The organism is Streptomyces sp. NPDC048671, assembly GCF_055587045.1.
Genome location: NZ_JBVJHB010000010.1, coordinates 189,570 through 212,604 on the forward strand (window position 1 = coordinate 189,570; position 23,035 = coordinate 212,604).

The 23,035-nt window shown below is 69.6% G+C and carries 17 protein-coding genes, 1 pseudogene and 1 riboswitch; of the genes and pseudogenes, 7 read left to right on the top strand and 11 right to left on the bottom strand.

Translation table 11 applies throughout. The features are described from left to right. The first annotated feature begins 97 nt into the window (after positions 1–97). Positions 98–224: riboswitch (SAM riboswitch) on the top strand. Between the two features lie 17 nt (positions 225–241). The 4 genes from thrC (at position 242) to groL (ending at position 4,530) form a co-directional block, all read left to right on the top strand. Next, the gene (gene thrC / locus ACZ6S6_RS21785; protein ID WP_362965436.1) at positions 242–1,555 is read left to right on the top strand and encodes a threonine synthase; all 1,314 of its coding nucleotides are present in this window, start codon (positions 242–244) and stop codon (positions 1,553–1,555) included. Positions 1,556–1,670: 115 nt separating this feature from the next. Next, positions 1,671–1,949 (top strand): MoaD/ThiS family protein, encoded by a 279-nt coding sequence (locus ACZ6S6_RS21790; RefSeq protein WP_362965434.1) that lies wholly within the window; start codon positions 1,671–1,673, stop codon positions 1,947–1,949. A 435-nt stretch (positions 1,950–2,384) separates the two neighbouring features. Next, positions 2,385–2,591, top strand: coding sequence for a cold-shock protein (locus tag ACZ6S6_RS21795; RefSeq protein ID WP_003967346.1), 207 nt, complete (start codon positions 2,385–2,387; stop codon positions 2,589–2,591). A 316-nt stretch (positions 2,592–2,907) separates the two neighbouring features. Further along, entirely contained in the window at positions 2,908–4,530 is a 1,623-nt protein-coding gene (gene groL / locus ACZ6S6_RS21800; RefSeq protein WP_250968409.1) for a chaperonin GroEL, read from the top strand. Between the two features lie 118 nt (positions 4,531–4,648). On the opposite strand, the gene ACZ6S6_RS21805 is transcribed toward groL, so the two are convergent. Together ACZ6S6_RS21805 and ACZ6S6_RS21810 are read right to left on the bottom strand one after the other, a co-directional pair. After that, the gene (locus ACZ6S6_RS21805) at positions 4,649–5,935 is read right to left on the bottom strand and encodes an alpha/beta hydrolase family protein (protein ID WP_469706637.1); all 1,287 of its coding nucleotides are present in this window, start codon (positions 5,933–5,935) and stop codon (positions 4,649–4,651) included. A gap of 320 nt (positions 5,936–6,255) precedes the next feature. Continuing rightward, positions 6,256–6,972: a TetR/AcrR family transcriptional regulator C-terminal domain-containing protein gene (locus ACZ6S6_RS21810; protein ID WP_362965430.1), complete on the bottom strand. Its 717-nt coding sequence runs from the start codon at positions 6,970–6,972 to the stop codon at positions 6,256–6,258. Positions 6,973–7,161: 189 nt separating this feature from the next. Between ACZ6S6_RS21810 and ACZ6S6_RS21815 the strand changes: the two genes are divergently transcribed. Beyond that, positions 7,162–8,901, top strand: a complete 1,740-nt coding sequence (locus ACZ6S6_RS21815) for a CocE/NonD family hydrolase (protein ID WP_469706638.1) — start codon at positions 7,162–7,164, stop codon at positions 8,899–8,901. A gap of 30 nt (positions 8,902–8,931) precedes the next feature. Here the strand turns inward: ACZ6S6_RS21815 and ACZ6S6_RS21820 are convergent, their stop codons facing one another. Both ACZ6S6_RS21820 and ACZ6S6_RS21825 read right to left on the bottom strand, forming a co-directional pair. Further along, a complete protein-coding gene (locus tag ACZ6S6_RS21820; protein WP_362965426.1) occupies positions 8,932–9,708 on the bottom strand; it encodes a sulfite exporter TauE/SafE family protein in 777 nt (258 codons plus the stop codon). 47 nt (positions 9,709–9,755) lie between these two features. Further along, on the bottom strand, positions 9,756–10,529 hold the full coding sequence (locus tag ACZ6S6_RS21825; protein WP_469706639.1) for a GntR family transcriptional regulator: 774 nt from the start codon (positions 10,527–10,529) through the stop codon (positions 9,756–9,758). Positions 10,530–10,831: 302 nt separating this feature from the next. Between ACZ6S6_RS21825 and ACZ6S6_RS21830 the strand changes: the two genes are divergently transcribed. Further along, complete coding sequence (locus ACZ6S6_RS21830) at positions 10,832–11,311, top strand: HIT family protein (RefSeq protein ID WP_362965422.1); 480 nt, start codon at positions 10,832–10,834, stop codon at positions 11,309–11,311. A gap of 70 nt (positions 11,312–11,381) precedes the next feature. Here ACZ6S6_RS21830 and ACZ6S6_RS21835 read toward each other — a convergent pair. The 3 genes and pseudogenes from ACZ6S6_RS21835 to ACZ6S6_RS21845 all read right to left on the bottom strand — a co-directional run bounded on the left by ACZ6S6_RS21835 (position 11,382) and on the right by ACZ6S6_RS21845 (position 16,945). Continuing rightward, positions 11,382–12,382, bottom strand: a pseudogene (locus ACZ6S6_RS21835) (IS5 family transposase). A gap of 583 nt (positions 12,383–12,965) precedes the next feature. Continuing rightward, on the bottom strand, positions 12,966–16,202 hold the full coding sequence (locus ACZ6S6_RS21840) for an NACHT and WD40 repeat domain-containing protein (protein WP_362965420.1): 3,237 nt from the start codon (positions 16,200–16,202) through the stop codon (positions 12,966–12,968). A gap of 287 nt (positions 16,203–16,489) precedes the next feature. Then, complete coding sequence (locus ACZ6S6_RS21845) at positions 16,490–16,945, bottom strand: GNAT family N-acetyltransferase (protein WP_469706640.1); 456 nt, start codon at positions 16,943–16,945, stop codon at positions 16,490–16,492. Between the two features lie 353 nt (positions 16,946–17,298). On the opposite strand from ACZ6S6_RS21845, the gene ACZ6S6_RS21850 reads away from it, so the two are divergent. Continuing rightward, positions 17,299–19,296, top strand: coding sequence for a glycosyl hydrolase family 28-related protein (locus tag ACZ6S6_RS21850; RefSeq protein ID WP_469706641.1), 1,998 nt, complete (start codon positions 17,299–17,301; stop codon positions 19,294–19,296). Positions 19,297–19,393: 97 nt separating this feature from the next. Here ACZ6S6_RS21850 and ACZ6S6_RS21855 read toward each other — a convergent pair whose 3' ends face one another. The 4 genes from ACZ6S6_RS21855 to ACZ6S6_RS21870 form a co-directional block, all read right to left on the bottom strand. After that, positions 19,394–19,954 (bottom strand): DinB family protein, encoded by a 561-nt coding sequence (locus ACZ6S6_RS21855; RefSeq protein WP_362965414.1) that lies wholly within the window; start codon positions 19,952–19,954, stop codon positions 19,394–19,396. 62 nt (positions 19,955–20,016) lie between these two features. Beyond that, a complete protein-coding gene (locus tag ACZ6S6_RS21860; RefSeq protein WP_469706642.1) occupies positions 20,017–20,790 on the bottom strand; it encodes a hypothetical protein in 774 nt (257 codons plus the stop codon). 163 nt (positions 20,791–20,953) lie between these two features. Further along, positions 20,954–21,793: a hypothetical protein gene (locus tag ACZ6S6_RS21865; RefSeq protein ID WP_469706745.1), complete on the bottom strand. Its 840-nt coding sequence runs from the start codon at positions 21,791–21,793 to the stop codon at positions 20,954–20,956. A 357-nt stretch (positions 21,794–22,150) separates the two neighbouring features. Further along, on the bottom strand, positions 22,151–22,864 hold the full coding sequence (locus ACZ6S6_RS21870; protein WP_469706643.1) for a TetR/AcrR family transcriptional regulator: 714 nt from the start codon (positions 22,862–22,864) through the stop codon (positions 22,151–22,153). Positions 22,865–23,035 lie beyond the last annotated feature (171 nt).

Here is a 23,035-nt window from a genome sequence, read left to right on the forward strand (position 1 = left end):
CCGGTGCTTCGGTTACAGTCTTGAACAACGCAGATGGCCGTGGCATGCCGGGGTCCATCCGCTGATAAACGCCTGGATCCATGGTCCAGTGCCACAGCGCTCATCCAGAGGGACAGAGGGAACGGCCCGTTGAAGTCCCGGCAACCATCCAGCCGACCGCGAGGTCAGGTGGGGAAGGTGCCAATTCCGTCTTGTGGCGAAATGCGTCACGAGGAAGATGAGGAGAAAGGGCCTCGCCATCATGGCTGTTCAGACTGTTGCAGCAAACACCGAATCCTCCGTTGATCTTGGTCCCGCCGCGGCGCTTTCCTGCCGCGAGTGCGGAGAGCGATTCGAGCTCGGCCCCCTTTTCGCCTGTGCGACCTGTTTCGGGCCGCTCGAAGTGGCGTACGACCTGCCGAGCGGCTCCCCGGACGAGCTGAAGAAGCGCATCGAGGCCGGCCCCGACAACATCTGGCGTTACGCGCCGCTGCTGCCGGTCCCCGCCGATGTCGCGGACAAGCCCAACCTCAACCCCGGCTTCACCAAGCTGGTCAAGGCCGACAACCTCGCCCGTGAGCTGGGCGTCACCGGCGGCTTGTACGTCAAGGACGACTCCGGCAACCCGACGCACTCCTTCAAGGACCGTGTCGTCGCGATCGCCGTCGAGGCCGCCCGCGCCTTCGGTTTCACCACGCTCTCCTGCTCCTCCACCGGCAACCTCGCCGGTGCGGTGGGCGCCGCCGCAGCCCGCGCCGGCCTGCGGTCCTGCGTGTTCATCCCGCACGACCTGGAGCAGGGCAAGGTCGTCATGGCCGCGGTGTACGGCGGTGAGCTGGTCGGTATCGAGGGCAACTACGACGACGTCAACCGCTTCTGCTCGGAGCTCATCGGCGACCCGCTCGGCGAGGGCTGGGGCTTCGTCAACGTCAACCTCCGGCCGTACTACGGCGAGGGCTCCAAGACGCTCGCGTACGAGATCTGCGAGCAGCTCGGCTGGCGGCTGCCCGACCAGATCGTCATCCCGATCGCGTCCGGCTCGCAGCTCACGAAGATCGACAAGGGCCTCCAGGAGCTGATCAGGCTCGGTCTGGTCGAGGACAAGCCGTACCGGATCTTCGGTGCCCAGGCCGAGGGCTGTTCCCCGGTCTCCACCGCCTTCAAGGCCGGTCACGACGTCGTGCGGCCGCAGAAGCCGAACACGATCGCCAAGTCCCTGGCGATCGGCAACCCGGCCGACGGCCCGTACGTCCTGGACATCGCCCGCCGTACCGGCGGCGCCGTCGAGGACGTCAACGACGAGCAGGTCGTCGACGCGATCAAGCTGCTGGCGCGCACCGAGGGCATCTTCGCCGAGACCGCGGGCGGGGTGACGGTCGGTGTGACGAAGAAGCTGATCGAGGCCGGTCTGCTCGACCCGTCGCTCACCACCGTCGTCCTGAACACCGGTGACGGCCTCAAGACGCTGGACGCGGTGGCCGCCACCTCGCAGGCGACGGCGACGATCCGCCCCAGCCTGGACGCCTTCCGCGCCGCCGGCCTCGGCACCGGCGGAGAGGCCGCCGGCGCCAGCTGACGGGCCACCGGCACCAGCTGACAGGCCCGCCGGCACCAGCTGACAGGCCGTCGGCAGCAGTTGAGAGGCTGCCGGCAGCCTCCGACCATCCGTGACTCCAGGAAGGGCACCCACCATGAGCGTCAAGGTCCGTATCCCCACCATCCTCCGCACCTACACGGGCGGCCAGGCCGAGGTCCCGGCCGAGGGCGCGACCCTCTCCCAGGTCATCGAGTCCCTGGAGAAGAACCACCCGGGCATCGCCGCCCGCGTGCTGGACGACCAGGGCAAGCTCCGCCGCTTCGTGAACGTGTACGTCAACGACGACGACGTGCGCTTCGAGGGCGGCCTGGAAGCGGTCACCCCGGACGGCGCGGGCGTCTCGATCATCCCGGCCGTCGCCGGCGGCTGCTGACCCCCGGGACCCGAGTGGTCCCGCTCCACCGCGTCACCGGAATCGCCCCCTCTGCGACAGAAGCGGAGGGGGCGATTCTGTATGGTTGAGCGCGGTAGAGTGTGGGAAGCCCCCTCTGCTGCCCGTGCCCCCCCCGCATATGTGAATGCGCCCGGCCACGACAAGATGCAGCCAAAGTAACTGAACTTCTTGCGCCATAAGTCGCCTTTGCCTGGCCCGACTTGCCCTGGAATCTCATGAGTTACTCATATTCGGGCGATCGGCGCTGCCCAGAATTCTCGTCCGATTGACCTGTTGCAGAGGGCAGTTGGGCAGATACATTCGGCCGCGGTCGACGCGTTCCGGCGCACGCACCCTCTCCTGACGGAGGGTGAGTTCTGACCCGGGCCCGCGAAGTGCGGTCCTGTGCAAGGGCCAGTAATAGGGGAGTTAGGCATGGCTCAGGGCACCGTCAAGTGGTTCAACGCGGAGAAGGGGTACGGCTTCATCGCGGTCGACGGTGGTGCGGATGTTTTCGTCCACTACAGCGCGATCCAGATGGACGGATACCGCACCCTCGAAGAGGGTCAGCGAGTTGAATTCGAAATCTCGCAGGGCCAGAAGGGGCCGCAGGCGGACATGGTCAAGCTCGCTGTCGGCTGAGCTCGGCACGGTCGGCCAACGACACTACTCACGCACGGAGGGCCCGTACCCCCTGGGGTACGGGCCCTCCGTGCGTCCGGAACCCCTCCGCAAGCGTCGGCCGGTTGTCCACACTCCGGAGGGGGACGCTTGCACTCTCGGGGGTCGAGTGCTAATCATTGGGCTTAGCACTCTCCGGGTGAGAGTGACAGAAACTTGGACCGGGCCGGTGAGGCCCGCAGGTCTGTCGGGGCAAGGAACCGGCAGGCGGCAGGCCGTCCGTCGCGGGCGCCACTCGGTCCGGAGAATCCACCCCTGTCCGGGAGGACCACTTCATATGGCCAAGATCATCGCGTTCGACGAGGAGGCCCGGCGCGGTCTTGAGCGCGGCATGAACCAGCTCGCCGACGCCGTCAAGGTCACCCTCGGCCCCAAGGGCCGCAACGTCGTCCTTGAGAAGAAGTGGGGCGCCCCCACGATCACCAACGATGGTGTTTCCATCGCCAAGGAGATCGAGCTGGAGGACCCGTACGAGAAGATCGGTGCGGAGCTGGTCAAGGAGGTCGCCAAGAAGACGGACGACGTCGCCGGCGACGGTACGACCACCGCCACCGTTCTCGCTCAGGCGCTCGTCCGCGAGGGCCTTCGCAACGTGGCCGCGGGTGCGAACCCGATGGCTCTCAAGCGGGGCATCGAGAAGGCCGTCGAGGCCGTCTCCGCCGCCCTCCTGGAGCAGGCCAAGGACGTGGAGACCAAGGAGCAGATCGCTTCGACCGCCTCCATCTCCGCCGCTGACACCCAGATCGGCGAGCTCATCGCCGAGGCCATGGACAAGGTCGGCAAGGAAGGCGTCATCACCGTCGAGGAGTCCCAGACCTTCGGGCTGGAGCTTGAGCTCACCGAGGGTATGCGCTTCGACAAGGGCTACATCTCGGCGTACTTCGCCACGGACATGGAGCGCATGGAGTCGTCCCTGGACGACCCGTACATCCTGATCGTGAACTCGAAGATCAGCAACGTGAAGGACCTCCTTCCGCTGCTGGAGAAGGTCATGCAGTCCGGCAAGCCGCTGCTGATCATCGCCGAGGACGTCGAGGGCGAGGCCCTGTCGACCCTGGTCGTCAACAAGATCCGTGGCACCTTCAAGTCCGTCGCCGTCAAGGCTCCGGGCTTCGGTGACCGCCGCAAGGCCATGCTCGGCGACATCGCCATCCTCACCGGTGGCACCGTCATCTCCGAGGAGGTCGGCCTCAAGCTGGAGAACGCCGGTCTCGACCTGCTCGGCCGTGCCCGCAAGGTCGTCATCACCAAGGACGAGACGACGATCGTCGACGGCTCCGGTGACAGCGACCAGGTTCAGGGTCGCGTCAACCAGATCCGTGCCGAGATCGAGAACTCCGACTCGGACTACGACCGCGAGAAGCTCCAGGAGCGCCTCGCGAAGCTGGCCGGCGGCGTGGCCGTCATCAAGGCCGGTGCCGCGACCGAGGTCGAGCTCAAGGAGCGCAAGCACCGCATCGAGGACGCGGTGCGCAACGCCAAGGCCGCCGTCGAGGAGGGCATCGTCGCCGGTGGTGGCGTGGCTCTGCTCCAGGCCTCGGCCGTCTTCGAGAAGCTGGAGCTCTCGGGTGACGAGGCGACCGGCGCCAACGCCGTCAAGCTGGCGCTGGAGGCCCCGCTCAAGCAGATCGCCGTCAACGGTGGTCTCGAGGGTGGAGTCGTCGTCGAGAAGGTGCGCAACCTGCCGATCGGTCACGGCCTCAACGCCGCGACCGGCGAGTACGTCGACATGATCGCCGAGGGCATTATCGACCCGGCGAAGGTCACGCGCTCCGCTCTGCAGAACGCCGCGTCCATCGCCGCGCTCTTCCTCACCACCGAGGCCGTCATCGCCGACAAGCCGGAGAAGGCCTCCGCGGCCGCTCCGGGCGGCATGCCGGGCGGTGACATGGACTTCTGATCCTGACGGATCGGTAGCTCCTGCACAGCTGTACGAACGTCGGCCCCCGGGGATCACTCCCCGGGGGCCGACGTCGTTCCTACGCGTCCGTACTCTTACTTGTCCGTACGCGCCCCGGCTACGGCGTGAACACCATCTCCGGGAAGCGGTCCGAGGGGCCGTCCAGCAGCTGGTCGTCGTGCCCGCGCAGCCACCGCCCGAAGAACGACGCCACATACGCGCGGCTCGCGGCCGTGGCCCGCTCCGGCCGCACCGTCCCGACCGCTGCCGCCAGACCGCCGTCCGGCTCCGCGCCCTGCCGGGCCAGTCGCGGCAGCAGCGCCTGCGCGTCGGTGTACGAGGCGTGGCGCGAACCGGTCAGGGTGACGTTCGCCTTCCAGCCGCGGGTGTTCTTCCAGAACGCGGCCCAGGACGGCTGTTGCCGGTAGTCGCCCGAGCTCTCGCCGACCGTCCCCATCAGCAACAGCGGCCGGTCCAGCCCCTCCAGCGCCACCGTGCTCAGCCGGCTGCCGTCCGGCAGCTCGCCGCCCACGTAGTCCATCTGTCCGTCCATGTTGATGCCCGCCCGGATCCGCCGGTCGTCGTGCATCGTCTGCGCCGCGGTGAAGCCGCCCCCGGAGTGGCCGAACATCCCGGTCCTGCGCAGATCGAGTACGTCCCCGAAGCGCGTCCGGTTCAGTTCCGGCAGCCGGTCGAGCACGAACCGGGTGTCGGCGACCCGTACCGCCATGATCTTCCGCAGCAGGGCGCTGATCACGTCCGGATCGGTGGACGGCGCCCCGTCGTAGAGCCGCATGGTGGCGAGGCGCCCGCCGGGGAACTCCACCTCGGTCGCCTCGTGGGTGTGGTCGATCGTGACGACGGCGTACCCGTGGCTCGCCAGGTCGTCCACCAGGGCGGTGTTCCAGGTGCGCGGGTCCCCGAGCCCGCTGGAGTACAGCACGACGGGCAGCCGGCCGGCCCGTGCGGCGACGGGTGCGTCGCGGCGGGCGTGGCTGAGCGTGTCGCCCCAGTCGACGGACCCCGGTGCCATCCCCAGGTTCAGGACGGCGGCCCCGTCCGCTCCGCCGAAGTGGGCGGCCGCCGCAGCCGTCATGTGCGGCTCCCGCCGCGCGGATCCGCCGGGTGCGGCCGGGTAGCGGACGCTGATCATGAGCTCGCGGCGGGCGGAGGTGCCCGGCAGCCACGGCTCGGTCCGCGCCTGGTCGACGAGGTGGAGCACGGTGGAACCGACCTCGAACGGGCCGGTGGGCCGGGGCAGTCGGGCGGTCGGCAGGGGGCGCGTACGGCGGTCCCCGGCCGCGAGGGACGGCACGGCGCCGGTGGCCAGCAGGGCGGATGCGGCGAGGCCGGTGACGAGGACCTGCCGGCGGTTGTGGGTACGAGTACGCGGGACTGCGGGCACCTGGAACTCCCCGTTCGGGCGGGCGCGGCACGGCACGGCACGCGGTGTGGGTGCGCGTGGGCGTGCGGCGGAGGCGTGTGTGGCGGGCGTGTGCGGCGGTACGTGTGCGGCGATACGTGTACGGCGGTACGTGTACGGCGATACGTGTACGGCGGTACGGGTGCCGGGCGGTAGGTCTGCCGGGCGGTAGGTGTGCGAACACCTCCACGATGCCTCTCGCAGCCCTGCCCGCGCGTGATACCCCGGTGCTCATTCGGCGGCCCGGTGGGCGGTACCCAGGTATGAGATCCGCCGTGCCCTCAGGCCGGCACCCGGCCGGATCAGCCGGCGTCGAGGCCGTCGACCAGCCGGGTGAGGAAGCGGCCGAACGTGGCGTCGGGGGTGAGTGGCCGGCCGGCCGCGGAGAGCGCCTCGGCCAGCTCCGGATGACGGCCGTCCGCGGCGACGGCCGCGAGGTAGAGCGCCTCGGCGGCGGCCCGGCCGGGCGACCGCGCGGCCTCGGCCTGGGCGACCTCGTGGGCGACATGCCCGGCCACGAACGCGGTGAGCTGGGCGAAGATCTCCAGCCGCGCCGCCCCGTCAAGACCGCTGGGCCGCAGCGCGGCCAGGGCGTGTTCCAGGAACGCGAGGGTGTTGGGGCCGAGGGTCCGGCGGGCCTGCACGGCGGCGGGCAGCCAGGGGTGGCGGAGCATGTGCTCGCGCTGGAGGTGCCCGAGGGCCTTCAGATCGGTGCGCCAGTCGCCGGTGAGGGGGCCGGAGACGGGGAGTTCGCCGGAGACCTGGTCGATCATCAGGTCCAGCAGCGTCTCCTTGTCGGGGGCGTAGCTGTAGAGGGACATGACCCCGGCGCCCACCTCCGCGGCGACCCGCCGCATGGTGACCGCGTCGATGCCCTCGGCGTCGGCCAGGGCGACGGCCGCCGCCGTGATCGCCTCGCGGCTGAAGGCGGGCCTGCGGCCCCTGCGGGGACGGTCCGGGCTCAGCCAGAGCTCTCTGGGGTCGACGCCGGTGGCGCCGGGCCCGTCGGTACGGGGCACGGTCCTGCGGCTCCCTTCGCCACTGCTGCGGCACCTGTCGCGAGTCCGCTCGGCTGCGGCGCCCGCCGAAGCCGTCGCCGTGACGGCCTCCTGCGCAGGACGTCACTGCTGTGAATCCTGTTGAGCACATCCAAGCATCCAGTATTCTCGTACACGGTACGAGAATGCACGGAGCGATGGAGGCGAACGATGACATCACCCACGCGCGACGCCCTGCCGGGATCCGCCCGGACGCCGTCGCCGGCGAAGCCGCCGCTGTCCTCCCGGATGGTGCGGGCCACCTGGCGCGGGCTCCCGGCCCGGCGCCACAGGGCCGGCTGGGAACCGGGTCTGGTGGTACCGGCCGCCGACGGCAGCCCGCTGATCACGGACCACTACTTCCCGCGTGCGGAGGGCGACTTCCCCACCCTCCTCGTGCGCTCGCCGTACGGGCGGGGCGTGCCGTGGTCGCCCCAGTACGGCATCCTCTTCGCCGAGCAGGGCTTCCACGTGATCGTGCAGAGCTGCCGGGGCACCGGTGGCTCGGGCGGCCGCTTCGACCTCTGGCGCAACGAGGCGCCGGACGGCCTGGCCACCGTGTCCTGGCTGCGCGAACAGCCCTGGTTCAACGGCACACTCGGCACGGTCGGCCCCAGTTACCTCGGCTATGTGCAGTCGGCACTCGCCCTGGACCCGCCGCCGGAGCTGAAGGCGATGGTGATGCAGGTGGGCCTCCAGGACCCGCACGCGCTCTTCCACACGGACGGCGTGCTCCATCTGGAGGCGGCGCTCCTCGTCGGCGTCGGCATGACGTACCAGCACCGCGGCATGGCCGCTTTCGGCCGAGCGGCGATGCGTCTGCAGCGCCGGATGCCCGCGATCGCCTCCGCGCGGCCGCTGCGCGGGGCGTTCGCGGCCGCGCTCGGGTACGAAGTGCCTTGGCTGGAAGAGGTGATGGCCCATCCGGACGCGGACGATCCGTACTGGCGGGGCGCGGCACCGGGTGCGGCACCGGGTGCGGCGGTGGGCGCGGAGCCGCGCCCGGCACCGACCTCGGCATCGGGCGAGGCGGCGGAGCGGTCGGGCATCCCCACCGCCCTGATCACCGGCCGGTACGACGTCCTGGCCGGCCAGAGCTTCGAGCACTACGCCCGGCTGCGGCGCGCGGGGTGCGACACCGCTCTGCTCGTCGGCCCCTGGACCCACACATCCGCCCTGCAAAAGGGCTGGCCCGAGGTGTTCGCCGAGAGCCTCGCCTGGCTCCGCGCCCACCTGTGCGACGACCCCTCCGGCCTGCGCCCCACCCCCGTACGCGTCCACGTGGGCGGCGCGGGCGCGGAGTGGCGGGATCTCGACGCGTGGCCCCCGGACCCGGCCACCACCTCCTGGTTCCCGACCTCGGACGGCCACCTCACCCGGCAGCCGCCCACGGACACCGCACCCCTGACCTCCTTCCGCCACGACCCGGCCGACCCCACCCCCTCCCTCGGCGGCCCCCTCCTCTCGCGTACCGCGGGCGCCCGCGACAACGGCACCCTGGAGTCACGGGACGACGTCCTCACGTTCACCGGCCCGGTCCTGACCGAACCCGTCACCGTCCTCGGCCCGGTCTCCGCACGGATCAGCGTTTCCACGGACACCGGACACGGGGACGTCTTCACCCGCCTGTGCGACGTGGACCCCCGGGGACGCTCCACCAACGTCTGCGACGGCCTCGCCCAACTCCGCACCACGGCGGAGGAACCGGCACGCGTCACCGTTCCGATGGGCGACACCGCCCACCGCTTCGGCGCGGGCCACCGAATCCGCTGGCAGATCAGCGGCGGCGCCCACCCGCGCTATGCGTGCAACCCCGGCACGGGTGAACCCCGCTTCCAGGCAGGGCAGTTCGTGCCGGTGCGGGTGAGCATTCATGCGGATTCCGCCCTGATGCTCCCTCAGGAGAAGTAGTGCGCAGCACAGTTGTCCGCGTACCGCGCCTCAGGAGTGGAACGCGAGATAGGGGGCCAGCGCCAGGAGCATGCCGACGAGGGCGTACTTGAGGCGGCGGTCCGAGACCGATCGGGCGATGCGCCAGCCCACGATCACCCCCACCAGTTCCGGCACGCCGACCACGGCGGCCAGGGTCCAGTCGATGGAGCCGTGCTGCACATAGCCGATGGTGCCCACGCTCGCGATCACCACGGACTGGGCCTGCGCGGCGGCCAGCGCGGACAGCACCGGGAGACCGCAGACGACCAGGAGGGGCACGCTCAGCATCGGTCCGCCCAGGCCGAAGAGCCCCGCCGCGACGGCCACCGTGACACCCACCGCGACGGTGAGCGCGAGCGGTACCCGCACCGGGGCCTCGGCCGCCCGCGAGGTTGCCGTGCGGCGCTCGCGGACCCACACCAGCAGGCCGGTCACCGTGACCGCGCACGCCAGCAGGATCCCGAACCACCGCCCCGACACATGGGTGTTGAGCAGCACGCCGACGGGTGTGCCGACGAGGGCGCTCGCGGCGAGGACCGCGGCGGTGCGTCGCGTGGCCGGGTCCTTCAGCTGTCCCGACCGGGTGTACGCGGCAGTGCCGAGGACGCCGGTCGCCACATGGGTGACGATGGCGGTGCCCGCGACGCCGGCCGGGGTGAGCCCGGTCAGCAGGAACATACCGATGGTGGGCAGCACCCCGCCCGGCCCGATCGCGGTGATCCCGATGCCTCCCGCGAGGCCGAACAGGGCGAGCAGAACCATCGTGAGGGCGTCGGGAGTGGGCATGAGGGTGCCTCCGCCGGCAGTGCCGGGAGTGGGGGGGAACGCTTCGGTCAGGCGGTGCGGGGCGGTACGGCGCCGCGGTGCAGAAGCGTGTGCAGGGCGAACCGGTCGGCGCGCACCCGCAGGGATTCGCTGTCCACGGGGCGCCCGTCGGCCAGCCGGGTCAGGCGGTCGATCACGAACAGGGCCGCTCCGGTGGGGATGCCGAGGAGGCGCGCGGTGTCAGGTTCGGCGGTCACGGCGTGCACGGTGACCTCGGCGCTGCCGAGCCGGCTCCCGGTGGTTTCCTCGATGAGTGTGAAGACGTCCCGGTGAGCGAGGTCGCAGTCGAGGAGGGGCCGCCCGATGTCGGGGGCGAGCCAGGTCGAGTCGACGGAGAGCGGCCGGCCGTCCAGGCTGCGCAGCCGCTCCAGGTACACGGCATCGGAGCCGTCGGGCAGGTGGAGCCGCTCGGTGACGGCCTTCGGCGCGTGCGGTACGACCCGGGCCGCGCGCACCGTGTTCGTCACGGGGCCGTAGCCGACGAGGGTCTCCGCGAGCCCGGTGAGGCGGTCGAGACCGTGCCCGTACTTCGCCGTCACGATCTGCGTGCCGATGCCGCGCCTGCGGGTGATCAGCCCTTCGTCGCTCAGCAGTCCGAGGGCCTCCCTGACGGTGTTGCGGGTGGTGCCGAGCACGTGGCCGAGGGCGCGTTCGTCGGGCAGCATGCCGTCCTCGTAGAGACCGGAGGTGATCCGCTGGCGCAGCGTGTCCGCGATCCGTCGCGCCCGTTCGGCGCGGGACAGCGGCTGCCGCTCCCGGCCCGGGGCCTGTTCGTCACGCATGAGGTGTTTCGTCACTTCCTCTCGGGCCTCACGCTACCCCGGCGTCGCGCCGCAGAATATTACGCCGAAGTTACGCCACCCAACCTGACCTGCGGAAACTCCTGAGCTGCGGGTTTGTCCCGCACTCGGGGCGCTCCGCCAGGGAGGCCGGTGAAGGGGATGGGGCCGGAGCGGGACCTGCGAGTCCCCGCGTACGCGAGGACGGCCGTGAACCCTGGCTCCGTGGAGTGCCGGTCGAGGCGATGCCCGATGCCCCGGCCTCCTGCGAAGGAAAGGTGATCGGGGCCGGGTAGGTTCTCGCCATGGTTGACGACTGGCGGATGGATCGGATCGGGAGTGCCCTGCGAGGGGAAAACCCCGCAATCCTGCGGCGCTTGAACGCGGGGTTCGCAGCAATCGGCGATGTGCAATTCCTCCCGGGCTACTCGGTGCTCCTGGTGGACGATCCCGAGGTGGAAAGACTGTCGGACCTGCCCCGTGACAAGCGGCTGGCCTTCCTGTCCGACATGGACCAACTCGGAGAGGCGGTCGAGCGAGCATCCCGTCGAATGGATGCGGCATTCCGGCGGATCAATCTGGAGATCCTGGGCAACACGGACGGGTTTCTGCATGCACACGTGTGGCCCCGGTTCGAGTGGGAGCCGGCCGACTTGGTGCGGATGCCGGTGTGGCGCTATCCCCGCGACAGGTGGACCGACGAGCAGTACTCACTGGGCCCGCGGCACGATCCGCTGCGCAAGACGATCGGGGACGAGCTGGACCGTCTGCGCTCGGCGAACTGACAGCAGGCAGACCATGAGGCGGCCGTCCTCAGCACGCGGGACAGCCCTTAGGGCCTGTATCGAGTCATGATCAATGAGTGGTCCGCGCGAGGTCCTTGATCCAGATCATGGAGGCGCGGAGATGGAGTCCGGCGAGGTAGCTCTCGGGGGTCTTGTCGTAGCGGGTGGCGATGCCGCGCCATGCCTTCAGCCTGTTGATCAGGCGCTCGACGGTGTTGCGGTCCTTGTAGAGCTCGGCGTCGTGGGTGAGGGGACGGCCGCCCCGGCGGCCTTTCTTCTTCCGGTTGGCGGTCTGGTCCTTCTTTTCCGGGATGACTGCCTTGATACTGCGTTTGCGCAGGTAGGCGCGGTTGCCTCGGGAGGAGTACGCCTTGTCTCCGGCAACCGCGTCGGGCCGGGTTCGGGGACGGCCGACCGGGAGGCGAACCCGCACCTTGTTGAGCACGGGGATGAACTGCGGGCTGTCGGCGGCCTGTCCGGCGGTGAGCGCGAGGACGAGCGGTCTGCACTTGTGGTCGGCAGCGACGTGGACCTTGCTGGTCTGCCCGCCCCGCGAGCGGCCGAGCAGGGCGGCCTTCAGGCGGAGCTTGCGGCGTCGCCGGACGCGTCGCCGTTCGACCCGCCCGGCCTCGACGTCGGTGTCCTGCCCGACTTGTTCCTCGCTGCCGCCCCCTTTGAGCGGGTCCTCTCCTCCTCGGCCGCCTTCTCCAGGGCGTCCAGCGTCTCCAGATCAAGGTGCATCCCGGCGGCGTCGTGGTGGGCACGTGTGGTGGTGGAGTCCACGCTGACCAGCGAAAGGTCCACCTCGCCCCGCTCCGCAGCCTTCGCGATCAGACCTTCCAGCAGGTTCTCGAAGACCCCGGCGTCCCGCCACTGGCGGAACCGGTTGTACACGGTGGGCCAAGCGCCGAACTCGGCCGGCATCTCCCGCCACTGCGCGCCCGAGCGGAACTTCCAGATCACACCCTCGAACTGCTCGCGCAGCTTCGTGGGGTACGGCCCGTACTCGCCGATCGGCAAGTACGGCTCCACGTACCCCCACTCCTCGTCCGTCAGCTGTCTCCGCGTCATGCACACCGGACTACAGGATCCACCCCCGAAGCGACGGCGAATCCCGCAGATTGATCATGACTCGATACAGGCCCTAGGCTCACGCCGCATGAGTCGGAGTGGTTCGCAAGCGGCAGCAGCGAGTGATTAGCCCACGGCGCCGAAGGCTTCGTGGATGCCGTCGCGTATCTCCCGGCGGATCGATCACTGCCCACAACTCGTCATCGATGGTGCACGCGTGGTGGCCAGACGGCCCGCGAAGCCGATGATCAGTGCGGCGACGGCCAACCTGCGACGTGGCGACGTGGTGACGTGGTGATCGTCGAAGGGTGCAGATCTTCATAGGGTCTGGCCCACCTGCGGTTGGTTTTGTATGGATCGCGTCCATCGTCGCCACGGAACCCATCGCGGCAGACCCGTCCGTCCGTCTCTCACGGCACCCGTCCGTCCGCGTCGGCGCCGAACGGCCGGGCGCGACCGACACGGCGTAGTGGTGCTGGACCACGGACCCGCAGGTCGCACTCGTGCCAGACACCTCAAAAGATCTGCGCCCAACCACGATCAACTATCTACAAAGTTCTGCTGGGCGTACGAAAGCGCGAGGCTAGGCGGGGTACCGCTTGACGTCCCAGATCCGGATGGTTCCCTCCGTGTCCCCGGTGACCAGCCACTTGCCATCGTGGCTGAAGTCCAGACAGACCACCGTCGCCATGTGGCCCCGGAGTATGGCCGGAGGGCGGTTCCGGCGCGCGGGCTCCGTCGCGTGGAGTTGGACGTCGCCGGAGTTGTCCATGGACACGGCCAGCAGGGACCCGCTCGGGTCGAAGGCCAAGACATCTATGTCCCCCTTGAGGGACCAGGGTGAGCGATTGAAGCCGTCTCTGCTCCGTCGCCATACCTTGGCCTCGTACAAACCGCCCACCGCGAGCAGCCTCCCGCCGTCGCCGACGGCGAACGTGGTGTGGTCATTTTCCCGGTCTAGCGTTGGCCACGACTTGAACTTGTTGAATTTCGGCTTCTGGTACCACCCCACGCCATCGCCGACGAGCATTGCCAGCCTGCCGTCCTCGAAAAAGGCCAGCCCAAGGGCGCCTGGCAGGTAGTCGTCCTGCTCCTCGGCGGGACGGAGCGGGATGAAGCTGGGCGGCGAACCTCTTTCACCGCTCTTCACCTCCCAAATGGCCACCCCTCCACCCCCCTGGCTGCAGGCCAGGCGATTCCTCTTGGCGTCGTAGGCGAGGGAGTGCTTGGTCATGGACATGTTGCCCACATCCATCATGCCGTATTCCTGGTCGCATTCCTGGTCGCATTCCTGATCGTTTTTCAGCAGAGAAACACCGGTTTCGCTTTCGAGGTCGATGGCAGCACTCCCTTTCGCGATGGGCACGATAAGAGTGGCTCCGCCAGGAAGGAACAGGAGCTCGCCAGGCTTGAACTCCATTTCCTGGGGGGCGGTGACAGGGGACGGAATCCGATCTTCCGCCAGGCCGCTCCACAGTCCCACCCTCCCGTCCTCAAGCAGGTACGCCACTGACGGTGCCTTCCGCGACGCCGCCTCCGTCTCGTGCGGCGGCCGGAACCGCACCGCCTGTACCCTCGGAGAGTCCGGAAGGGCAAGCTTGGCAGAGCTGCTGTCCTGGAATCGCCGGGCACCACCCACCACGCCTAGAGTGGCCGCTCCCACACCGACTGCCAGAATCGCTCTCCGTTTGACCCTCGCACGTGCCGCCGAGGCCTCGTCCGGGTACTGCGGCACTCCGGCCAGCGTCTCCTGGAGCCGGATATGGCGGAACTGGTAGACGCCTCCGACCTGGCGGAGGATCTCCCGACGCCGGGCGTCGGCGAGGAACGCCATGAGCCGCCAGGGGAGTTTGCCGCGCAGCGCGAGCCAGGCCCTCACCAGCACGAAGCGGGGCCACGCCTGGCTCGTAAGCAGGATCAGTGTGAGACACGCTCCGAACAGCAAGCCCATCCCCGTGACCCCATCCAGGAAGTCCACGGAGAGCAGGTCCTCCCGGACCAGGAGTGCCGGGTCGGCGCGGCCCGCGCCAGTCAGTGCCAGGAACATCAGGCGTCCCGCCAGCTCACCGGCCCACACAGCGGCAGTTCCGAGCAGAACCACCAGTACCCCGGCCGCTCCTGCACTGACGACAGCCGACCACCGGTCCTGGGCGAGCAGACGTTGTGGACTGGCCTGGGCCGCACTCGACGGCGGCGCGTCGAGCCAGCCGTGAACAGCGAATGTCAGCCCGGCCAGCACCAGGAGCGCGACGCTGGTACCGGCACCTTCGAGAACGGCCTGCATCTCTTCAGCCGTCCACCCGCTCTTGCTGAAATCCGTGCCCTCCACGGTCACCGGAATCATCAACGGCAGAACGACCAGCGCCGCCGTAGCCACACCGGTCCAGAATCCGCGGAACAGCCGTCTCCCCGACCCCTCCACCGACCAGCTCAGTCGGCTCGGCGTCCTGAAGGCGGACGCATGCCATGCAGCGGTGTGCACCAGGGTGTACAGAAACGCGATGCCGAATCCGTCGCTGAGCGCCACATCTCTGTCGGTCAGGCGGGCGAACATCATGGTTGCCGCCATCAGAAGTACACCCAACGGCAGTCCCGTCAGGGGCCCCGCCCATTTGGAAAGTAGCCGCCCGCTCAGCAGCCACCACGCCAGGTCTCGCTCCCGCAGTCCGTGCAGGTGACGGGCGAGGTACGTCAGCCATCTCCCCGCCTGTTCGGCCGTCCACCACTCCCCGGTCTCCGCCCCCTCCGGCAGACGTGGGTCGGGAGCGTAGGCCGCTTCGACCATGCCCTTGAGGAGATGGTCCTCCACCGCGTACGTGGAGCCGAAGCGGGTGGTGTCGAGGAGTTCGCCCGGATTCCCGCCCCGCTGGTACACCAGCCGCGCCGAGGTCACCAGCAGCGGCGTGGATAGAGCCGTGGTCAGCGGGCTGTCCGGCTCGGTCCGCAAGTGTGCGAGGACCGGTGCCCAGTCGACCCCGTCCGGCCACTCCACGCCCCGTAGGTAGGTGACGACGTCCACCGGCCGGACCGGTAGCACCTCCACCACGGCCGCCTGCCGCAGCGCGGGCGCGCCGTTGAGTACCAGCTCCTCGTACTCCACGGCCCGGCAGGTCACGATGAGCGGACGGTCCGTTCCGGTCTTGTTGATTTCCCGGATAGCGCCACGCCGCGCCGTCTCGGGGATCTCGTCCAGGCCGTCGAGGACCGGTATGACCAGGCCCTGCTCCAGGAGGATGCGGGGGATGTCCTCGCGGCCGTTGTAGTACGGCTGCGCCATAGTCCGTACGACCCAGTCGTTCAGCGGCTCCTGAACTGGGTCCCAGGAGGCGACCGGCAGCAGCACGGGCACTGGCCCGCCTCCCTCCCGCGCGGCCAGCAGACCGGAGGTGAGCAGCATGGCCAGCACCGTCTTCCCCGATCCGGGCTCGCCCACCACCACCAGCCGCCGGTGCGGCACCCTCGCATAGCCGTCCGCGAGCCGGCCGACGACCTCCTCGAACCGGCCATCCAACCGTCCGTCCAGGTGTAGCCGCGCCACCCGCGAGCCGTCGGGCCGGTTCCAACGCGAGTCGGTGACACGTCGCCGGGTCGCCGTCCACGTCAGCGGCAGGACCCGCTCGTCCCGCAGTCGCCGCGCCCCCGCTTCGTCCAGCCACTGGGCCCGCAGTTGAAGGGCCAGGTCGTCGGCGAGCGCAGCGGCGTCCAGAGGCGATGTGTCGGTCCCGCGGAAGAAGTCGAGCATCGCCACCACCAGCGCGGCGAGCGAAAGGACGATCCCCACCGCCGAGCCCACGTCGATGCCCGAGTCATCGATCAGCATCCACAGAGTGAGACCGGCGCTCGCTACCGCCACTACGCTTAGTGAGACGGCACGGACCAGATGAGTGTTGGGCGGGCGAACCCGCCGAAGATTTCTATGCTGCACACACTGAAGTATGGCCTTCTGCCAGACGTCTGTCCCAGCCTTCCGTTGCACTGCGCTGGTCGCGATTTCCCTTTCTGCCAAACTGAGTTGACGAATATCTAGCGGCAGGAAATAGCCGGTTTACGTGCCCCGTAAGCGCTTACGCCCCGGGGAGCGAGTGCTGCTGATGGGGCAGAGGTCGTTCAGGGCTGTGATGTGTCGAAGGGCAGAGGCCGGTGGAAGACGACCATGGCCCGGCCCGGTCCGTCGTAGTCCTCCACGGTCTCGGCGTCGAAGCCGAGGCGGCGGTGGAACGCGATCGAGCCGGTGTTCCCGGGTGACGTGATCGCCTTCAGGTGCCGTGCGCCGTGGCGGAGCGCGGCCTCGGCGAACGCGGCATACAGGCGGCGCCCGAGACCGGTGGCGCGGGCATCGTCCCGGGTGGCGATCAGGTGTACGTAGCCGGTGCCGACCGGGGTGACGAACCCGATGACGTAGCCACGGATTCCGTCCTCGGCCCGAGCGACCAGGCAGGTCGAGCCGAACTCCTGTACCAGCGCCAGAAGATGCAGGGCCCGGAGGTCGCGTTCTCCCCAGTATCGGTGATGGTCATCAAGGACCTGGTGGATGTCGGCCGTATCGGCTGATGCGATCCGCATGGCAGGGATCATGCCAGGTGCCGTGATCGCTCGGGGAGTGCGCCAGGGACACCGAGTGGCACCACGCGAGATCTCGCAACGAACTGCCCTCCCCACGCAAAAATCCTACGAACATGTGCACTTGGACAGCAATCTGACGGAACCTTCTGGCAGAAGTCTTGTGGGCCGGGACGTACGGGTCCTACTGTCGCCTCACCTCCACGGCGGCCGCCCCTCCCCGAAGTACCGGTCGTCCCCAGTTGCGCACTCCGCCTCAGAGAAACGGGCATGCGATGTCACGGAAGATCACCGGTACCGAAGTGAGTTCGCGAAGACCTCGGCGAACAGCCGTGTACGCGGCCGCGGTTGCGTCGATGACCGCAGCCGCGGTCGGCCTCGGCGTGCTGGCGGGCACGCCCGCGCTGGCCGGTCAGCACGCCCCCGCCACGCCCCCTGCCGCGCCCCCCGCCACGACCTCCGCCGTGACCCGGGCCGCCCTCGATCCGGCGCTCGTGGCCGGGCGGGGCGCGGACGTGGCCTTCGTCGAGCAGGAGGCCGAGAACGCCGCGACGAACGGCACGGTCATCGGCCCCGACCGCACCGCGTACACGCTCCCCGCCGAGGCGTCCGGCCGCAAGGCGGTCAGTCTGGAGCCGGGCGAGCACGTCGAGTTCAAGCTGCCGCGCGCCGCCAACGCGATCACCGTGCGCTACAGCATCCCGGACGCCCCGAACGGCGGCGGGATCACCGCACCGCTGGACGTCTCGGTGAACGGCAAGAAGCGCTCCACGATGACGCTCACCTCGCAGTACGCCTGGCTGTACAACCAGTACCCGTTCTCCAACGACCCGGGCGCCGGGCTGCTCCACCCCGACTGGTGGATCACCGAGTGCTCCTGCGTACCCAGCGAGACGACCCCGGCCCCGGTCATCGCGAAGCCGTACCGGCCCAGCCACTTCTACGACGAGCAGCGCCTCCTGCTCGGCCGTACGTACCGCGCGGGCGACACCGTACGACTCACCGTCCCGGCCGGCAGCCGGGCCGCGTGGACGGCCATCGACCTGCTGGACTCGGAGCTGGTCGGCCTCCCGCGCATCGAGCTGCTCGCGGCCAACGTCCTCGTGTTCGGGGCCGATCCGACCGGCCGGCGCGACTCGGCGGACGCGATCGACAAGGCCATCGCCTTCGCGCGGCGCACCCACCTCAAGGTGTACATCCCGCCGGGCACGTACCAGGTCAACCGGCACATCGTCGTCGACGACGTCACCATCGTCGGCGCGGGCAACTGGTACACGAAGATCAAGGGCCGCGAGGTCGCCCTCGACCGCCCGGCCCCCGACGGCTCCGTCCACACCGGCGTCGGCTTCTACGGCAAGGACGCGGCGGACGGCGGCAGTCGCAACGTCCATCTGTCCGGCTTCGCCATCGAGGGCGACGTACGCGAACGCATCGACACCGACCAGGTCAACGGCATCGGCGGCGCGCTCAGCGACTCGACCATCGAGGGCCTGCACATCAGCCACACCAAGGTCGGCATGTGGTTCGACGGCCCGATGTCGAACCTGCGGATCACCGGCAACATCATCGTCGACCAGATCGCCGACGCCATCAACTTCCATACGGGCGTGACCGATTCACGCGTCGCCCACACCTTCGTACGCAACTCCGGCGACGACGGCCTCGCCATGTGGTCCGAGAAGACCGCGAACGCCCGCAACACCTTTGACCACAACACCGTCCAGACCCCGGTCCTCGCCAACGGCATCGCGATCTACGGCGGCACCGACAACACGGTCTCGAACAACCTGGTCGCGGACCCGATCCGCGAGGGCAGCGCGCTGCACATCGGCTCCCGCTTCGACGCCGAGCCCTTCGCCGGAAAGCTGAACCTCACGGCCAACACCACGGTCCGCTCCGGTACGTACGAACTCAACTGGAACATCGGCCTCGGCGCCCTCTGGATCTTCGCCCTCGACAAGAGCATCGACGCGGACATCCGGGTCACCGGCAACAACTTCCTCGACAGCACCTACAACGCGATCATGCTGGTCTCCGACTGGGGCGTGAAGGACCAGTACGTCATCAAGGGCGTCCACTTCAAGGACATCAAGGTCGACGGCACCGGTACGTCCGTGCTGAGCGCCCGCGCGGCGGGCGGCGCCACGTTCGAGAACGTGGACGCGCGCAACGTGGGCGCGGTCGGCGTCAACAACTGCGGCTCGTTCAACTTCCCCGCGACCGGCTCGGAGTTCGCCCTCACGGACCTCGGCGGCAACGACGGCGGCTGGCTGGCACCCTGGCTGCTCCCCAACACGATCACCTGCGACGACCGTCCGGAGGTCGTCCCGCCGTCGGCGCCGGGGAGCTGGTGACACCGGACGGCAGGCAGGAACATCCCGGCGGCGGTACGTCCTAGCGTGCCGCACCGACAACAGGCTGGGCCGCCCCCCCCCGTGGCGGCCCAGCCGCTTACTGCCCCACCCGCCCGTCGATGCACTCGCGCAGCAGGTCGGCGTGGCCGCAGTGGCGGGCGTACTCCTCGATCCGGTGCACCAGCAGCTCCCGTACCGCGATGCCGTCCTTGCCCAGGCGCGTGCCCAGATCCGGGTGTTCGGCCAGTGCGGCGTCGGTCGCGGCCTGTTCGCGGGCCAGGTCGGCGTGGGCGGCGTCGACCACGGCCTGGTCCGCGACGGCCCCGTCGAAGTCCGCGTCCCGCTTGCCGTACAGCTTCGGGCGCGGTTCACCGTCGCTGATCCAGTTGAGCCAGTCCCGCTCCACCTCCGCGAGGTGCCGGATCAGACCGAGCAGCGACATGGTCGACGGCGGAACCGGCCGCCGGGCGAGCTGCTCCGCGTCCAGACCCTCGCACTTCATCCGCAGGGTGTGCCGGTAGTCCGTCAGGAAGTCCTGGAGTGTGGGGAGTTCGCCGTCCGGGCTGACCCCCTCGCTGTTGCGGGGGTCGTCGTCGGGGTCGGCCCACATGTCGGGGTAGACGGTTGCCTGGCTCCATCGTGCGGGTTGGTCGCTCATGGGGGCCATGGTCGTCGGCGAGGGCCCGCGCCCGCCAGTGGTTTGCGGCGCGGGGCCGTCGCTCACTCCGCGTGGCCCTGTCCGACCCGGCCCTTTCGCAGGTCCTGGTGGAGGAACCACGCCGTGAGCGCGACGACCGTCCCGCAGACCGTGGGCACGATCAGCCACGGGAGGCCGGTCCACACGGTCAACAGGCCCACGACGGCGCAGCTCACCCCCGTGACGATGAGCAGCCACTTGCCGTACGGGCTCCAGGTGAGGAATCCGAGGTGGCGCGGTCTGATCAGACGCACCCCGCCGAACATCAGGGTCAACGCGGCCATCAGCCCCGCGAAGGTCCCGGCGGCGACGATCATCTGGGGTTCGTCGCGAGGCGCGTCGGCGGAAACCTGGCGGATGTCCCCCTCGGCGATCTCCACGACGTTGCCGCGCCAGACGGTTCCGGTGATCCGGTCCTTCGGCTCAAGCCCGCTCAGCACCGGCCCCGAGTGGCCGAACGACACGACCCTCCTCGGGTAGGGCTCCGGGCCGAGCAGGGTCGCGTCTATCTGCCTGGGGGCGTTCCGGGTGCTCTCCACGGTGAAGGCGAGCTCCCGCAGACAGTCCTCAAACCTCGGTATCACCGTGCGGGCGGGGCACGTCTCGGCCGCTCTGTACTCGTTGAGCCGGCCGCGACTGTCGGGCAGCCAGCTGGCGAAGGCCGAATAGCAGGTCAGCGCGGCGAGCACGGAAAGAACGAGCAGCGCCCCACCCACCAGCAGAGTCTCACCGATCCTCGACCGGGGCGGCGGGGGTATGTCCTTCCACTGGGCGGCGCCGGTTCTCTTCATGGCCATCGCTTGTCTCCCCCGCTGTTTGCCGCCGAAGTCCGCAGGACGCCAGTGTCTTCCGGCCATGATCAGACGGGCAAGGAGAGCAACCGGCAGTCCGGCCCCTGCCGTCGCTGCCGTACTCTGCCGTCTCCTGGCATCCTCTGGCGGCCCCTTACTTGCGGCGTCCTTACCGGTGGTTGCGTTCCGCGCGGGGGACGAGTCCCGCCCGTACTTCGCTCATCCTGGCCCGTACGCCCTGGACGGGTACGGCGCCTGCGGGGCCGGTGGGGGCGGTGGGGGCGGTGGGGGCCGGGTTCGGGTTGCCCCGGCAGGTGCCGCAGAGTCCGCCGGGCATCGCTTCCGCGCTGCCGGGGGCGCGGCATTCGCCGCATTCCAGGGTCCGCAGGACGACGCGGTGGGCGGGGGAAGCTTCGCGTACGGGCGGGAGTTTGTCGCGCAGGCGTCGGCGGACGAGTGCGGCGGCGTGGTGGACGGGTGTCGGCAGGCCGTCGGTGAGGGCGTGGAGGAGTTCCGGTTCGGTGGCGCCGCGCTCGAACCATTCGCTGACCTGGGGTTCCAGTGCGAGGCAGTCGGCCTGGGACAGGCTGAGTGTGGGGGTGGTGCGGCCGAGGGCGGCGAGCAGGATGAACGAGCGTGAGCGGGTGGGGCGTTGGGGCTGCTCCGGTGGTACGTCGCCCCGGGTGAAGGCATCCCACCAGTCGTCGTCGCGCCAGGTGCGGGAGAAGAACGTCCGCGTGACCCAGAGCAGCACCTCCTCGGTCGCGATGCACTCGCTGCCCCGGCGCAGGTGACCTGCTTCCTGGAGGCGGTTCAGCGTGGTCCGCAGGGCGCACTGTCCGTACGGGAGCGCCTTGGCCAGGGTCTTCACGGAGATGTCGGCGCCGTCACACAGGCCGTCGATGTACGCGGCGACGGCAGCGTCACGGGGGAGGAGGTGGGTGAAGTCATGTCCGGTGCGCGGGCGTTGATCCGGTGCCGAACGTTTGCCGTACCCGGGATTGGCCATCGGGTGATCGAGCGTGGGCGGCGGTACGGGCGCAGAGGGGAGGGCGGCACTAAGCTGGCTGACAGCCATGAGATCGCTCCTGACGATCGAAGTGGTCAGGCCCCTGTTCGGTGTTATCGCACCGGCGGGGGCCGTCTCGGTTCGGCTGACGCTAGAGCGTCGCTACCATCCGTCGCAAGTCGGTCACAAATGGTCAACGTGCCGGTCAGGGTGGGCGGGTGGGTATTCAATCCCGCCACCCATTCCGCTGAAAGAGCGCTCGGATCTCGACGCTTGAGCCCCAGGGCCTGACGGACGGGCGTGACGGGCCTGACCGGCGTGACCGGCGTGACCGGCGTGGCCGGACTGTGCGGCCCGTCAGATCTGTGCGCCCTCGGCCGAGACGTCCTCTGTGGGCAGGGGGGTGGCGCTGATGCCGTTGATCAGGGTCGCGATGCCCCACGACATGCGCTGCTCCGCCGTGCCGGAGACCAGCTGCGCGGCCACGCCCGCGATGTGCGGGTGGGTGCGCTCCGATGTGCCGTGCAGGGCGCCCGTGAGGGAGTCCCACTCGGCCTGCGTGTCGGTGGACTGGTCCCGCGTCGCCTGCTCCGCCGCTGTCGCGGTCGCGTACTGAAGCAGTACGTCCACGCCCCAGGCCGCCTGGCCGGGTGGGACGCCGCCCTCGTCGAGCAGCGCGAGCAGTGATTCGACCAGCCGGAGGTAGTGCGTGCCGCTGGGGCGGGTCACCAGTGCGGCGCGGGACAGGCCGGGGTGCGTGAAGAGGGTGTCCGTGTACGAGGTGAGCAGCCACTCCAGCCGCTCGCGCCAGTCGCCGCCGTTCGCGACGCGCAGCGTGCCCAGCAGCTCGTCGAGGATCGCCGCGTGCAGTTCGGCGGTGTTGGCGACGTACACGTAGAGCGAGGCCGGACCCGTGTCCAGCTCCTGCGCCAGGCGGCGCATGGTCACCTTCGCCAGCCCTTCGGACTGCATGATCCCGACCGCCGTGGCCACGATCCCGTCCCGCGACAGGGCGGGTTTGGCCGGGCGTTCCCGGCGGCTGCGTCGTGGCTGGTCGGTGTCGGATCCCATACGGCCCACCGTAACGAACGGGTAGGGGGCGAACAAGTTCGGGCCAAACGCGTTCGTGACGAACTTGTTCGTCACGAACATGTTCGTTACGGTGAAGAGGTGCCGGCGATGCCGGAGGTGCCGGAGGTGCCCTGAAGCACCCACTCCGCGCCGCCCCACCCCGCACGCCTC

Excerpts from the sequence above, each read along its gene's own strand:
- thrC (WP_362965436.1), top strand. The coding sequence starts at position 242 with ATGGCTGTTCAGACTGTTGCAGCAAACACCGAATCCTCCGTTGATCTT.
- ACZ6S6_RS21790 (WP_362965434.1), top strand. The coding sequence starts at position 1,671 with ATGAGCGTCAAGGTCCGTATCCCCACCATCCTCCGCACCTACACGGGC.
- ACZ6S6_RS21795 (WP_003967346.1), top strand. The coding sequence starts at position 2,385 with ATGGCTCAGGGCACCGTCAAGTGGTTCAACGCGGAGAAGGGGTACGGC.
- groL (WP_250968409.1), top strand. The coding sequence starts at position 2,908 with ATGGCCAAGATCATCGCGTTCGACGAGGAGGCCCGGCGCGGTCTTGAG.
- ACZ6S6_RS21815 (WP_469706638.1), top strand. The coding sequence starts at position 7,162 with ATGACATCACCCACGCGCGACGCCCTGCCGGGATCCGCCCGGACGCCG.
- ACZ6S6_RS21820 (WP_362965426.1), bottom strand. The coding sequence starts at position 9,708 with ATGCCCACTCCCGACGCCCTCACGATGGTTCTGCTCGCCCTGTTCGGC.
- ACZ6S6_RS21825 (WP_469706639.1), bottom strand. The coding sequence starts at position 10,529 with ATGCGTGACGAACAGGCCCCGGGCCGGGAGCGGCAGCCGCTGTCCCGC.
- ACZ6S6_RS21830 (WP_362965422.1), top strand. The coding sequence starts at position 10,832 with ATGGTTGACGACTGGCGGATGGATCGGATCGGGAGTGCCCTGCGAGGG.
- ACZ6S6_RS21840 (WP_362965420.1), bottom strand. The coding sequence starts at position 16,202 with ATGCTGATCGATGACTCGGGCATCGACGTGGGCTCGGCGGTGGGGATC.
- ACZ6S6_RS21845 (WP_469706640.1), bottom strand. The coding sequence starts at position 16,945 with ATGCGGATCGCATCAGCCGATACGGCCGACATCCACCAGGTCCTTGAT.
- ACZ6S6_RS21850 (WP_469706641.1), top strand. The coding sequence starts at position 17,299 with ATGACCGCAGCCGCGGTCGGCCTCGGCGTGCTGGCGGGCACGCCCGCG.
- ACZ6S6_RS21855 (WP_362965414.1), bottom strand. The coding sequence starts at position 19,954 with ATGAGCGACCAACCCGCACGATGGAGCCAGGCAACCGTCTACCCCGAC.
- ACZ6S6_RS21860 (WP_469706642.1), bottom strand. The coding sequence starts at position 20,790 with ATGGCCATGAAGAGAACCGGCGCCGCCCAGTGGAAGGACATACCCCCG.
- ACZ6S6_RS21865 (WP_469706745.1), bottom strand. The coding sequence starts at position 21,793 with ATGGCCAATCCCGGGTACGGCAAACGTTCGGCACCGGATCAACGCCCG.
- ACZ6S6_RS21870 (WP_469706643.1), bottom strand. The coding sequence starts at position 22,864 with ATGGGATCCGACACCGACCAGCCACGACGCAGCCGCCGGGAACGCCCG.